The 13,681-nt window shown below is 68.3% G+C and carries 11 protein-coding genes; 1 reads left to right on the plus strand and 10 read right to left on the minus strand.

Features of this window, described 5'->3' with window-relative positions:
* Positions 1 to 37: 37 nt before the first annotated feature.
* The 10 genes from VK92_RS00495 to VK92_RS00540 all read right to left on the minus strand — a co-directional run bounded on the left by VK92_RS00495 (position 38) and on the right by VK92_RS00540 (position 12,876).
* Positions 38 to 1,051: an acyltransferase family protein gene (locus VK92_RS00495; protein WP_048021470.1), complete on the minus strand. Its 1,014-nt coding sequence runs from the start codon at positions 1,049 to 1,051 to the stop codon at positions 38 to 40.
* Entirely contained in the window at positions 1,044 to 2,171 is a 1,128-nt protein-coding gene (locus VK92_RS00500) for a hypothetical protein (RefSeq protein WP_231600486.1), read from the minus strand. Before VK92_RS00500 ends, VK92_RS00495 begins: the two co-directional genes overlap by 8 nt.
* Positions 2,161 to 3,453: a polysaccharide biosynthesis protein gene (locus tag VK92_RS00505; protein ID WP_048021472.1), complete on the minus strand. Its 1,293-nt coding sequence runs from the start codon at positions 3,451 to 3,453 to the stop codon at positions 2,161 to 2,163. The genes VK92_RS00500 and VK92_RS00505 overlap by 11 nt, the downstream gene beginning before the upstream one ends.
* On the minus strand, positions 3,447 to 4,619 hold the full coding sequence (locus VK92_RS00510; protein ID WP_048021474.1) for a polysaccharide pyruvyl transferase family protein: 1,173 nt from the start codon (positions 4,617 to 4,619) through the stop codon (positions 3,447 to 3,449). Before VK92_RS00510 ends, VK92_RS00505 begins: the two co-directional genes overlap by 7 nt.
* Entirely contained in the window at positions 4,616 to 5,746 is a 1,131-nt protein-coding gene (locus VK92_RS00515; RefSeq protein ID WP_231600487.1) for a glycosyltransferase family 4 protein, read from the minus strand. The genes VK92_RS00510 and VK92_RS00515 overlap by 4 nt, the downstream gene beginning before the upstream one ends.
* Before the next feature lie 113 nt (positions 5,747 to 5,859).
* Positions 5,860 to 8,157: a polysaccharide biosynthesis tyrosine autokinase gene (locus tag VK92_RS00520; protein ID WP_048021478.1), complete on the minus strand. Its 2,298-nt coding sequence runs from the start codon at positions 8,155 to 8,157 to the stop codon at positions 5,860 to 5,862.
* Positions 8,154 to 8,651, minus strand: coding sequence for a low molecular weight protein-tyrosine-phosphatase (locus VK92_RS00525; protein WP_048021480.1), 498 nt, complete (start codon positions 8,649 to 8,651; stop codon positions 8,154 to 8,156). The genes VK92_RS00520 and VK92_RS00525 overlap by 4 nt, the downstream gene beginning before the upstream one ends.
* Positions 8,648 to 9,799 carry a polysaccharide biosynthesis/export family protein gene (locus VK92_RS00530; RefSeq protein WP_048021481.1) on the minus strand — a complete coding sequence of 384 codons (1,152 nt, stop codon included), beginning with the start codon at positions 9,797 to 9,799 and terminating at the stop codon, positions 8,648 to 8,650. The genes VK92_RS00525 and VK92_RS00530 overlap by 4 nt, the downstream gene beginning before the upstream one ends.
* Positions 9,800 to 9,851: 52 nt before the next feature.
* Positions 9,852 to 11,264: an undecaprenyl-phosphate glucose phosphotransferase gene (locus tag VK92_RS00535; protein WP_048021482.1), complete on the minus strand. Its 1,413-nt coding sequence runs from the start codon at positions 11,262 to 11,264 to the stop codon at positions 9,852 to 9,854.
* Positions 11,265 to 11,859: 595 nt separating this feature from the next.
* Entirely contained in the window at positions 11,860 to 12,876 is a 1,017-nt protein-coding gene (locus VK92_RS00540; protein WP_048021484.1) for a 1-aminocyclopropane-1-carboxylate deaminase, read from the minus strand.
* Positions 12,877 to 13,074: 198 nt separating this feature from the next.
* On the opposite strand from VK92_RS00540, the gene VK92_RS00545 reads away from it, so the two are divergent.
* Positions 13,075 to 13,575 (plus strand): Lrp/AsnC family transcriptional regulator, encoded by a 501-nt coding sequence (locus VK92_RS00545; RefSeq protein ID WP_048021486.1) that lies wholly within the window; start codon positions 13,075 to 13,077, stop codon positions 13,573 to 13,575.
* The last annotated feature ends 106 nt before the right edge of the window (positions 13,576 to 13,681 follow it).

A 13,681-nucleotide genomic window follows, 5' to 3' on the forward strand; every position in this document is an offset into this window, starting at 1 on the left:
CGTGAGTCGATCATAAATCGTGCATCGGAGCCTGCGCTCATCGAAGCCATCGATTTAGCGCCGCCACCATCGGTCGCTCAACCCGGATATAGCACGCGTATCCGGATACACACACCGCGCCGAGCATCGCGCACGCAGCCACGGCGCCGGACCACGTCTGAAGATCCGCGCGCACGCCGACGATTTTCTCGGCGACGCCGATCGCATATGGATGGATCAGGTAGATCGAATAGCTGGCGGCGCCCAGTGCGGTCACGATCCGGTTCGTGATCGACACGTTCCGCATGTCGAGCGCGACCAGCGAGACGATCAGCACGCACGCCGGCATGCCCCACAGTGCAATACGAGCGAACGCTTGAGGCGTGCCGAATAGCGCATGAGACAACGGAATCGCCGCGATGGAGATGCATGCCGCGAACACCCACGCCGGTCTGGCGATGCGACGCACGAAACCGGTTTGCAGCCCCCAGTACGCCACCACACCCAGGCCGAACTCCAGCACGATCGGTTGCCCCAGATGGTGGGCGACGGTACCCGGTGTACCTCCGATGACTGCCCACAGGCAAAACGACGCGAGCATCAGCGCGGCGAACGCCGTCGCGAAGCGCGCGCGGACGCACGCCAGACTTGCTGCGACTACCACGTAGAACAGCATTTCGTACTCGAGGGTCCACCCGTTCAGGTTGAGCGGCCCCCAATGACCGTTTTCCTTGATGTACGGCACGAACAGCAACGACTTCACGAGATATTCGGGGGCAGCAGTCGTGCTGTTCAGCCAGTGCGGGCGCAGCACAGCAATCGCGTAGATGCCGAGCGTCGTCACCCAATAGAGCGGCACGATCCGTACCAGGCGCTTGCGGAAGAACATACGACCTTCGCCCGGTGCGACCCACGACATGATGAACCCGCTGATCACGAAGAAGACGTCGACGCCGGCCTGCCCGAACGGCAGCACGTGCATGTGATAGGCGACGACCGCGAGGGCCGCGAATGCGCGGGCAGCCTGAATATTGGGGAAGAACGCGCGCGGTTGCACGATGTCGTCACGCATGTGTTCCTCCATACCGGGCTGCTTGTCGTGTCGCCGGGGAGCGCCGCCGGCCTGCGGCTCGGGATGGACTGATTGTGTCGGATGCCCGTCCCGTTCCTCGCGTCGAACGCGACATGCCCGCAAACTGCATCGCGCACAGCAACGACACGCTCGACAAATGGCGCGTGTAGCTGCCCAGATCGGGCTCGAACAGCATCGATACGGCCGCATGCCCGATGACGAGCGCGGCGAGCACGTCGCGGCCGGCGCCGCCGTCGCCGCGCGCGCGACGCCACACGGCGGCCAGCGTGATCCAGACGAACGCCTGCATCGCGATTTCCTTCGGCCCGGGCGAAAACAGCACCGGCAGATTCAGGCGCAGCACCGCATACAGGTAGTCGACACAGAACGCGACGAACGAAACCGGCTCGAGCGGGTTGCGGAAACTGGTGCGCGCGCCGAAAGGGGATTGGTAGGCGAGATAGTCCGACGCCATGTCGCGCGGATGCAGCAGCAGGTAATACGCGTCGTTCGGCAGCAGGAAGATCGCGAGCGGCACGGCGAGAATCAGCAGCATCCTGCGCGGCCACCCACCATGCCGAAACAGCAGCACGCCGACCGCGACCGCGAGGATCAGCGCGAAATAGCTGCGCACGATGGCTGCGTACGCGCCGTACAGCACGACCGCGGCCGCGATCGCGACGAGCGCGGTGCGACGCTGCGCGATTCGCGCGAGCACGATGGCCATCAGCACGACGAGCGTGTCCTTGCTCGCGACGAACAGGTTGAAGAACACGCACGGCGCGAGCAGCACGATGCAGGCCGCCATCGATCCGACGCGCGTGCCCTGGCCGAGCACGCGCCAGATACAGAGTGCGCCGATCGACGCGACGAACAGGTGCGTGCCGGTCGTGCCGAGCGCGGCATAGACCTGCGCGACCGCGTCGAACGACGTGCCTTCGTAGGTGCTCGCGCCGCCGATCTGGCTCTGGATCTTCTCCGCGTCGCGAAACACGAACTCGGGCAGGAACGCGCCGGCTTTCGCATAGATGCCCCAGTAAGCGAGTACGGCCAGCGCGGCGATCGCGCGTACCAGGCCGCGGCTGAGCCGCGGGCCTGCGCAAAGCAGCTTATCCAGCATGACGCAGCTCCGTTGCCCGCGCGGCGAGTCGATGCCGGCGCGCGAGCCGCACGACGCTCAGCGCGAGCATCGCGGCGATCGCGACGCTCGTCGCCAGATGAGCGAACGCGGCGCCCACGATGCCTTCGCGAGCAATCAGTTGCGACGCGAGCGGCAGATACAGCAGTGCGATGGCCGTCAACGCGACCAGCACGATGCTGCCTGCACGTACTGCGATGGCGGCGGTCCACAGCACGTCCGCCGCCGCGCGCAGCACGAACGACGCGAGCAGTACCGCGAGCAGCGCGGCGTGATCGGCGTCCGCCGGTTGGTGCGCGAACGCGAACAGGTCGCGGTAAGCGACCGCGATGGCGGCCGACGCGAGCAGCGTCACCGCCGCGCTGGCCGCCACCGCGCGGCGGACTTGCCGGAGAAACGCGCCGGGCGTCTCGGCCAGCGTGCGCACGAAGCGCGGGCCGGCCGTCGCGACGACCGTCGCAAACGCGACCGTCTGCACGGCATTGGCGATCGACCACGCGAACACGTACTGGCCGAGCGCGTCGACGCTCACCTGGCCGCCCGCGACGAAGCGTTCCGCATACTGCAGCGCCGCGAGGAGCACGCCGGCCGCGTAGAAGGGCAGCCCCTGCAGCCAGACCGGCAGCACGCCGCCTGGATCAGCCTCACACCCGGGAAACCGGATGCCGCGCACGCGGCGCGCGAACGTGGCGATCCGGCGCAGGCAAGCGATCACGACGCATGCGTTGACCGCGACCCAGATCGCGAACACCGCTTCGATCGATTGCATCGCGCCGGAAAGCAGTCCGGCGCAAGCGATGCCGGCCCACGCGCCGGTCCGCACGAACAGCAGCAGCGAAGCCGCGCGCGGCTGGTGCAGCGAGAACAGCCATCCGTTTGCTTCGAACGCCGCATGCTCGGACAGCGCGACAAGCAGCACGCTCCAGGCAAGCGATGCCGGTAGCCCGAATCGTGTGAGCAGCGCAGCGGCGGGCGCGTTCAGCGTCGCCACGGCAAGCGCGGCGGCGAGCAGTACGTAGAGCGCGCCATAGACGACGCACAGCCGGCGCACGTGAGCGATCGCCGGCAGCGGGTTGGTGTCGCTCAGGCGCCGGTTCAGTTCCGGACTGAAGCCGAGGCCCAGCACTTTCGACGCAATGACCGATGCGGCGACAGCCAGCCCGTACGCGGCGATCGCATCGAAGCCGAGCGTGCGCGCGACGACGATCGCGAGCGCGAATTTCAGGCCGAGCGCCGAGAAGCGCAACAGAAGGCGTGTCAGCATCGTCCACCTTCGTTGGCGCCGCCCGCGGCGCGCAGCGCATCGATCACGCGCACGCGTGCCGCACGGATGCTGGCGAAGCCGGTTTGCGCGGCGTCCCAGAACGCGGCCGTCGCGCCGGGCGCGAAGATCGTATCGAAGACGTCGGCGGGATCGAAATCCGCGCCGTTGGCGACCCAATCGTCGAGCCGCATGTCCAAGTAGGCGCCGAAGCCCTTGCGCTCGTAGCTGACGTGGAACGCCGGCACGCCGTGCAGGATCGATTCGAGCGCGCCGTGCAGCCGCACCGACACCGTGACGTCGGGCCGGTCGTGCTCGAGCAATGCCCTGAGCGGCACCGGTGTTTCGCGGATGCCGAGACTGCGGTAGTACGCGAGATCGTCGTTGCCGCGGCCGGTGCTTTGTACCGCGAAGCTGATCCGGCACAACGCGTTCGCCTGTTTGACGAGCCGCCGGATCGACGCGTCGTAGCGTGCGCGTTGCGCGGCGGACCACGCAGGCGCACGGCGCAGCACGAATGCGATGTGCCGCACATCGTGATTCGCGCGTGCCGCGCGCTGCAGGATCGCATCGCTGCGATGCTCGAAATCGAGTACGGCGAGATCGGGTGCGCGACGCGTGTTCGGATTCTCGGCGAGGAAGGCTGCGGAACGGTCATCGCGAACGAACACCGTATCGAACCCGGCGAGTAGCGAGCGCTGGTGCGCGCCGACCGGATGGGCCGAGAGTACGGGCCCGATGCTCTGCGGCAGATACACGGCCGGTTTGCCCGATGCGCGCGCTGCACGCATCTGCAGAAGGTGCCCGGCTTCGAGCTTGAGCGCCTCGACGGGATTGCGCGCACGCAGGTAGCCACCGCCGACGCCGACGATCAGGTCGGCCCGGTCGAGCAGTTCGACGGTCGGGCGCAACCGGCCATTCGCGCGCACGGGCAGCGCGGCGCGGGCGGCCGCGGTGAGCCGGCGCCAGCCGCGATCGGCGAGCACCGGGGCCGGACGCACGTCGTCGTGCCGGGGAAACGACGCGGGATCGGCGGCGACGATCGACACGCGCGTCGCATCGCCGAACGCCTCGCGCAGCAGCGAGACCGACAGGTCGACCAGCAGGCCGTCGCCGGTGTTGCAGGCGCTGTACGCGTGCAGCAGCGCGACATGGGGGGATGAAGTCATGCGGAGTGTCCTTGTACGAGTGCGCGATACAGTTCGTGCGTGTGCCGCACCATCGTCGCGGCGGAGAAGTGGTCGAGCGTCGCCGCGCAGTGTTCGCGCATGACGTCACGTCGCGCCGCGTCGCGGGCGAGTGCGACGACGGTGCGGGCGAATTGCGTCGTGTCGTCGTCGTTCGGCACGACTTCGCCGATGGCGTGCCCCTCGACCAGTTCGGTCACGCCCGCAACGCGCGATGCGACGATCGGTACCTGGGCGGCCATCGCTTCGAGGCACACGTAAGGAAACCCTTCATAGCGGCTCGGCAGCGCGAACAGGTCGAATGCGGAGAAATATCGGCTGGCGCGATCGACCGGGCCGACGACATGAAGATTCGGCGGCACGTCGTCGGCCTCGGGGCCGGCCGCCGCCGCGAAGTCGCCGGGGCCGATCGCGACGAAGCGCACGTCGAGGCCGCACTGGCGATAGACGCCGCGCGCGATCCGCACGAGCCGGTCGACGCCTTTCTGGTGGCTGAGGCGCCCGACGAAACCGACGACGATCGCGTCGTCCGGGAGGCTCAGCGCCTGCCGCGCGGTGCGGCGCGGCAGTGTCGCGGACGCCGCGACACCATTGGAGATCGTCGCGACGCGATGGGCGGGGATGCCGAGCGCGTCGTGCAGATGCCGCGCTTCGTCGCGCGAGACGGCGACGATCCGGTGCGAGCGGAAGTGGCCGAGCAACGCTTCGATCGTGCCGTACACGCGGCGCTGCAGGCTGCTCAGGGTCGGGTTGAGCGTGTAGATTGCGTGCGGGGTATACACGTGCCGCCACGGGCCGATGCACAGACGCGCGACTGCGCCGGCCTTCGAACTGTGGCTGTGCACGATGTCCGGACGAATCCGCAGCAGGCACCGATACACGTGCGCGACGGCCCACGCATCGCGCCAGCCGACGGCGCGATGCATGGGGACATGGTGCACGCTCGCGCACAGCGCCAGCACGCGCGCATCGAGGATCGTGCCGTCGAAGCGCGGGCCGCGCGGCGCGATCAGGTGAAGTTCGACGTCGCCGGTTTTGCTCAGTCCGTCGATCAGGTCGGCGAGATGGACTGCCACGCCGCCGCCAGCCGCCTCGACGACGAGTGCCACACGAAGCGGTCGAATGCGGGGTGCGCGCGACGGGACGGATGTGCCGGCCGCTGGCGACGCGGCGGGGCGCGTTGCTTGACCGGCGGCTCGGCGTTCGAGGTGTCGGAGATCGTTCATCGCGGTGCGCCTCGCCGAAAGCGCGCGACGAGCGAGCGCAGCGACCGTCCGATCGACAACGTCAAGCCACGACGCGGTGGCGTGTAGCAATACTCGGTGTAGCGATACGCGCCATAGCGCGAACCGTAGCGGCCCGAGCGCGGATCGACGCCGTTGAGCAGCACGCCGCTCGCATCGACGCCGTTGTGTGCGAGACGCCGGATCGCTTCGCCGAGTTCGGCCACGCGCGTCGACGCCGCGCGGGCCGCGAGCAGCACGGTGCCCGCATGGCGGCCGAGCACGACGGCGTCGGTCACGGCGAGGATCGGCGCGGCATCGATCACGACGCGGTCGTAGCGGGCCGACAGCGTGTCGAGCAGCGCGCCGACACGCTCGTCGACGAGCAGCTCCGACGGGTGTTCGGGGATGGTGCCGGTCGAAATGAAGTCGAGGTTGGGGATCACGTCGCGGCGGATCGCGGCGTCCGGCGTCGCGGTGCCGGACAGCAGGTCGGCAAGGCCCGGCTCGCGCCCGACGCCGAGCGCGTCGTGCAGGTAGCCGCGGCGCAGGTCGCCGTCGACGAGCAACACGCGCTCGCCGTTGGCGGCCAGCAGCGCCGCGAAGTTCGACGCGACGAACGACTTGCCGGCGCCGGGCACGGGGCCCGTCAGCAGCAGCACGTTGTTGCGCGCGCGTTGCATCGCGAAGCGCAGCGCGGTGCGCAGGCTGCGCAGGCTCTCGACTGCCGGGTCGTGCGGCTGGAGCACACTCAGCAGGTGCGGCCCCGGCAGCCGTTGCGCGCTGCGCCGGGCGACCTGCCGCTGGCCGGACGATGCGGGAACGGTCGCATAGACGTCGATGCCGAGCGGCCGCTCGATCTCGTCGGCGCTGCGCACGCCGCCGAACAGATAGTCGCGCACGAACGCGAGCGCGACGCCGAGCGCGAAACCGAGCAGCGCGGCGGCCGCGATCACGACGGGCCGGTTCGGGCGCACCGGGTCTTCAGGCGCGATCGGCGTGTCGACGAGCCGCACGCTGCCGGTCTTGCCGGCCTTGACCAGTTCGAGCTGCTGCGCGTTGGCGAGCAGCGCCGTGTAGAGATCGGTGTCGACCTTCACGTCGAGCATCAGGCGCACGGCGTTCTGCTGCAGCTCGGGCAGGCGGCCGACCTGACGTTCGAACGACTGCTGTTCGCGTGCGAGCGTCGCAATCTGCGCATCGAGCGCGATCATGTCGGGATGGCCCGGCGCGAAGCGCGCATTCATCGCGTCGCGCTTCTGCTCCAGTTCGAGCCTGCGCGTTTTCGCGTCGGCCGATTGCTGGAGGATCAGCTTTGCTTCCTCGTCCAGGTCGATCGCGCCGTTCGCGTTGCGCATGTTCGTGTAGCGCTGTTCGGCGTCCTGCAACTGCTTCTTGAGCACCGGCAGCTGCGCGTTGAGGAACGCGAGCGATTGCGCGGCGTCGGCGGACTTGCGCTCGATGTGCTGGCGCACGTAGTGGCTTGCGACGGCCTGCAACTGTGCCTGCACGCGCTGCGGGTCGGCGCCGCGCAGCGTCGCGACGATTACGCCCGACTGCTTGATCTTTTCCTGGACGTCGAGCCCGCGGCGCAGCGCGTCGATCGTGCCGGCACGCGATTCGCGCACGAGCGTGAAGCGGGTGCCTGGATGCGCGTCGATGCCGGCGATGTCGATCGAGATCGGGCCGTAGGCGGTCGGGATCGTCTCCAGGCGGCCGATCGCGCCCGTGACCGGCGCGGGCAACGCGCCACCCGTCAGGCGGTAGCGTCCGCCGTCGAGCAGCACGAGTTCGAAACGCTCGCCCTCCAGCGGTTTCGGCACGTCGAAGCGTGCCGGCTCGGCGCTTTCGGTGCCCCATGCATAACCGCCGATGCCCAGCAGGCCGGGCTGTGCTATCCCGGTGTTGAAGCGCGACACGAATTCGCCGACCACCGGGAAGCGCTTCGGCTGTACGACGATGTAGCTGCGCAGCTCGTCGACCGCACGCGTGACGACGAGCCGCGACGCGAGAATCTGCGCTTCGGCCGCGGCGCTCGACTTGATGTCGAACAGCGACGACACGTCGCCGAGTGCGCTCTTGGCGGCCGACGTGTCGCCGCTGTCCTCGACCTGCACCATGATGTCGGCCTGGTACTGGCGCGGTGCGAGGAGCGCGTACAGCGTGCCGGCACCCATGCAGGCGGCGGTGACGGCGGCGATCAGCCAGCGTCGGGAAACGAGTACGTCGATCGCGCCGGCGAGATCGAGCTCGGCGTCGCGGTCGTGCGCATGCTCGTGGGAAGGTGTGGATGTCATCGGTTCGAATCGGAAAGGGCAGGTGTGGAAGGGGCGGCCGGCGCGATGCGCGCGCACCATGCGTCGACGCCGCATTCGATGAGCCGCAGGCTGTGCTCGAACGACGCGCGCGGGCCCAGATAGGGATCGGGGACGTCGAAGCCGTGCGCGCGGCCGGTGGACGGATCGGGCATGCCGAGCCGGAACACGCGGCCGCGCATCGCCGGCAGGCGGCGTTCGAGCCGCTGTTGCTGGTCGGCGTCCATCGTCAGGATCAGGTCGGCGCGCATCGCGAGCCCGGGCGGCACGCGCCGTGCGCGGTGCGCGGCGATGTCGAGGCCGCGCTCGCGCATCAGGTCGACCGCATGCGGATCGGCCGACTGGCCGTCGCGCGCGCCGAGGCCGGCCGATTGCACGTCGACGCCCGGCAGCCGCGCGCGCAACAGCGCTTCGGCCATCGGGCTGCGGCAGACGTTGCCGATGCACACGACGAGCAGCGTCGAGATCGCGCTCATTTGACGGCGAGCGCCGCGGTGGCGCTGGTATTGACGCCCGGCAGCAGCAGGCTGAGCACGCGGCTGAAGCGCACGAGGCCGTTGCCGTCGACGTAGACGATGTCCTTCGGCTGCAGCTCGAACTCGTTCGCGAGCACCATCGACACCGGCGAGCGCGCGTCGAGATGGAACACTTGCGGGCTGTCCGTGCCTGAGCCGCGGATCACGAACATTTGGGCTGCGTCGGCCGTGCCGGCGTTCACGCTGCCGGCCTGGGACAGCGCGTCGGACAGCGTCAGGCGCCCGTCGCGCAGCGGCACCGCGAGCGACGGCTTGTTGACTTCGCCCATCACGTATACGCCGTAGTCGCTGCGGGCCGGCACGTGAAGAAGATCGCCGGCGGCGAGCACGACGTCGGCCGGATTGCGGCCGTTGCGCAGCATCCGGCTCAGGTCGAGCGGATAGGTCACGCCGTCGCGCACCAGCGTCATGCGGCTCTGGTCGGCGGCCGGACTGAGGCCGCCCGAGCGGCCCAGCGCCTCGTACAGCGTCATCGGTACGTCGTTGACGGGCTGGGCGCCCGGCGTGCGAACCTCGCCGTCGATGTAGACCTGCTGCGAGCGGAACGACGCGACGCGCAACGTCACCTGCGGGCCGCGATACACGCGCGACAGCGCGGCGACGATCCGCGCCTGCGCGGCGTCGGCGGTCAACCCCGCGACGTGCACGGTGCCCGCGAACGGGAACGACACGTTGCCTTTCGGATCGACGACGAAGCCGGATGCCGGATCCGCCGCGCGCGGCGCGTTCTGTGGCGCGGGGCCTTGCGACGCCGCGAGTTCGGGGTGGTCCCACACGGTGATCTGCAATACGTCGCCGGGGCCGATCCGGTATGGGCCGGGCGATGCGGCAAGCCGATCGGACTGCCCGGTTTGCCGGCTCGCCGATTGCGCATCGAGTTCGCGAATCAGGCCGGCATCGATCGGCGTGATCCGGAACGCGGGGGCACCGCTGGCGGCGTGCGCGTCTGCCGCGTCGGACGGCGGGCTCATCCGCATGCCGGGCGCGAGAACGCAGGCTGACAGCGTGACGCTCGCGGCCATGGCCAGCAGCAAACGCATGCAACGCGGATGGACGGTATCGGATCGCTCGGGTGTCGGGTTTGTCATCAGTTATCCTTAGTGATGGGCGGCGCTTCGAAAGGCGCGCGTTGCGTGCAGGTCAGTACGCGTTGTGATGCACCCAGCCGCGCAGAACGGTGGCCGAGACGATCCGCATGTCGAGCGAGAACGACCAGTTGCGCAGGTAATGGAGATCGGCCTCGACGCGGCGCTGCATCTTCTCGATCGAGTCGGTTTCGCCGCGCAGCCCGTTGATCTGGGCCCAGCCCGTGATGCCCGGCTTCACGCGATAGCGATGGATGTAGCCGTCGACGATCGGCTGATACAGGTTGTCGTGCTGGAGCGCGTGCGGGCGCGGCCCGACGACGGACATCTCGCCGCGCAGCACGTTGACGAACTGCGGCAGTTCGTCGAGGCTCGTGCGGCGCAGGAACGCGCCGATGCGCGTGACGCGGGGATCGCCGCGCGTGGCCTGCCGCACTTCACGGCCGTCGTCGTGCAGCCGCATCGTGCGGAACTTGAGGATCGTGAAGGTGCTGCCGTTCGCGCCCTGGCGCTGCTGCCGGAACAACGCAGGGCCCTTCGACGAGAGCCGCACCGCCGCCGCGATCGCGAGCAGCAGCGGCGCCGTGCCGATCAGCACCGCGGCCGCGAAGAGGCGATCGAAAACGGCTTTCTGAAGCAGCGCGCGGGACGACAGCGGCGACGCAACGAGATTGATCGCCGGCGCGCCGACGAGGTCGACCATGCCGCCGTCGAACATCGTCATCGCGCTGACGTCAGGCATGAGCCGGATGTTGACGAGATCGTTTCGAAACGCATCGATCACGGCCATCACGGTGCGCGTGTCGCCGATCGGCAGCGCGAGCCAGACTTCGGGGATCGCGTGCGCGCGTACGTGCTGCGCGAACGTGTCAAGCGCATCGAAGTGCGGGACGTCGGCGCGGACATCGGGGCGGGCATGGTCGGGATCGAATGTGGCGGCGGCGCGGAATCCTGCCGACGGCATCCGCGCAATCCGGTCGCGCACCGCGTCGCAATGGGCGCCGGTGCCGACGATCGCGACCGGATGGCCGCCTGCGGGCGGATGCCCGATCCGCCCGAGCGTTCGGCTGGCGACGAGCCGAGGCACGCAGAGCGCGGCGCCGCTTGCGGCCGTCCAGAGGAGGTACCAGTTCGTCGGGATGCTCGACTCGGGCGCCAGCGTGTGCATCACGAGCGCCGCGCAGCCTTGCGCGAGCAGCCACGCGAGTACGGTGAGGATCGCCGCGCGGCGTTTCGTCCGTCCGTCCGGCATCCGGTAGATGCCGAACGCGGGGAACAGCATCAGCGCGAACGTCGCCGCGCAGGCAACGGCAGCCAGTTCGGGCGATCGGTCGGTGCCTGTATCGGGCAGCATCAGTGCCGCGGCCAGCGCGCCGATCGAGATCAGCGCGACATCGGACACGCGTGCGAGCGATCCCCCTGCGACGGGCGACTCGTGTGCTTGCCGGATTTCGAATGGCGTATCCATATACCCCTGCCCCTGTCGATTGGTCGGATGGGCGGTGCGTCGTGCGTTTTCGATGCCGATGCGTTGCCACCCCCGGATCGGGCCGAGGGGCGGCGGTCTTGCAGTGCATGGGATGGGCAATCGATGGACGACGACGGCGCCTGACTTTGTCGGCCGGTTGCGCGCGTGCATCGGCGGTTTTGGCCGTGCTGTTGCGGGCGAATGTTTGCGAAACGTTGCAATCGACTCGACCGTGTCAATTTTCGGTAAGCAGGGAGGTGATTTAAATAGAACGCCTACTAAATGGGACACGTGAGGCTTAGTACAGGTACGAATGATTTGAGAGCACGTCCTATGGTCAATGTTTTTTGACAGACAAGTCGCGTCCGATGCGGGCGATGATCAGCGAGGAGGAAACGGGGGATGCCGCGTGCGAAGCGGCTGGGGGAGGGCGTGAAAGCGGCTGAGCACCGCGATGGGACGGAGCAAGCGGCAGCCAGAGGACGCAGGACGTGTCACAACGAAGAAACGGCGCCGTCCCGATGTCGACAAAGTCGACCGGGCCGGCGCCGTGACGGCGCGCACGCTGGCGCGCCGGATCGCGATCGCTCGGGCGTTACCCGTTGCGGAAAATCTCCGCATACGCACTCAACGCCGGCACGCCGCCGAGATGCGCATACAGCACCTTCGACCCCGGCTCGAATTCTCCGTTGCGCACCTTGTCGATCATCCCGTGCATCGATTTCCCTTCATAGACGGGGTCGGTCAGCACGCCTTCGAGCCGCGCGCACAGCCGGATCGCTTCCAGCGTGCCGTCGTTCGGCAGGCCGTATTCCGGGCCGGCATAACGCGTGTCGAGCACGACGTCCTGTTCGTCGATGCGGCGCCCGAGCTCGACGATTTCAGCCGTGTGCCGGGCAATACGCGTGATCTGCGCATGTGTTTTTTCCGGCGTCGCCGACGCGTCGATGCCGATCACGCGATCCGCGCGCCCGTCCGCCGCGAAGCCGACGACCATCCCCGCCTGCGTGCTGCCCGTCACCGAGCACACGACGATGTAGTCGAACTTGAAGCCGAGTTGCGCTTCCTGCGCGCGTACTTCTTCGGCGAAGCCGACGAAGCCGAGCCCGCCGAGAGGATGCTCGGAGCAGCCGGCCGGCACCGGATACGGCTTGCCGCCCGCCTGCCGCACGCTTTCCATCGCGTCTTCCCAACTGCGGCGAATGCCGATGTCGAAGCCGTCCGCCACGAGTCGCACGTCGGCGCCCATCATGCGCGACAGCTGGATGTTGCCGACGCGGTCGTATACCGGATCGTCGTAGTTGACCCAGTGCTCCTGCACGAGCACGCACTTCATCCCGAGATGCGCGGCGACGGCCGCGACCTGGCGCGTCTGGTTCGACTGGACGCCGCCGATCGACACGAGCGTATCCGCGCCCTGCGCAAGCGCGTCCGGGATCAGGTATTCGAGCTTGCGGGTCTTGTTGCCGCCGAACGCGAGGCCGCTGTTGCAGTCCTCGCGTTTCGCATACAGCTCGACCTTGCCGCCGAGGTGCGCACTCAGGCGCTTGAGCGGCTGGATCGGGGTCGGGCCGAACGTCAGCGGATAACGGGGGAAACGTTGCAGGTTCATCGACTCGGGTCTCCGGAAAGACAGGGTGGGTACGGGAAGCAGCACGTTCGGGAAGCGCCGGCACGCGGCCTCCCGATGTAAAAATGATAGGCAAGCACACACGAAATGAGCTTGCGAAATAAATATCGTCGGCCTACGTTGGTGAGGAATCGGGAGCTGTCTAAGCAATTCTGGTTCGAAGAAACGGAGGATGACGCAATGAAATTAAGTAGAAATTCGGCGGAGACGGCCGATGCGGCGCCCGCGCTCGACCGCATCGATCGCGCGATCCTCAGGCAGCTTCAGCAGGACGCGTCGATCTCGAACGTGAGCCTCGCCGCGAAGGTGAAGTTGAGCGCGCCGGCGTGCCTGCGGCGCGTCGAGCGGCTCAAGGAGATGGGGATGATTCGCGGGATCGTCGCGCTGCTCGACCCGAAGCCGCTCGGGGCCGGCATGCTCGTCGTGATCGGCTTCGTGCTCGACCGCTCGACGCCGGAGGCGTTCGCCGCGTTCGAGAAGGCCGCGCAGAAGGTGTCGGGGTGTGTCGAATGTCACGTCGTGACCGGCGAGTTCGACTACTTCATGCTGGTGCGCACGCGCGACAACGAGAGCTTCAACCGGCTGCATGCGGAGCAGCTGATCTATCTGCCGGGCGTGCGGCAGGTGCGCTCGTTCATGGTGCTCAAGGAGATTCTGTCCACGCACGCGTTGCCGGTGTAGTGCGGTTCGGCAGCGGGTGGTGTTGAGCGCGAGGCATCAATGACCGTCGGCGGTCACGGCACGCAACGGCCGATCCATGCAAAAACGCCGCGCAGGTCGCGCGGCG

The sequence above is a fragment of the Burkholderia sp. LK4 genome (genome assembly GCF_001043615.1).
Classification (GTDB): Bacteria; Pseudomonadota; Gammaproteobacteria; order Burkholderiales; family Burkholderiaceae; genus Burkholderia; species Burkholderia cepacia.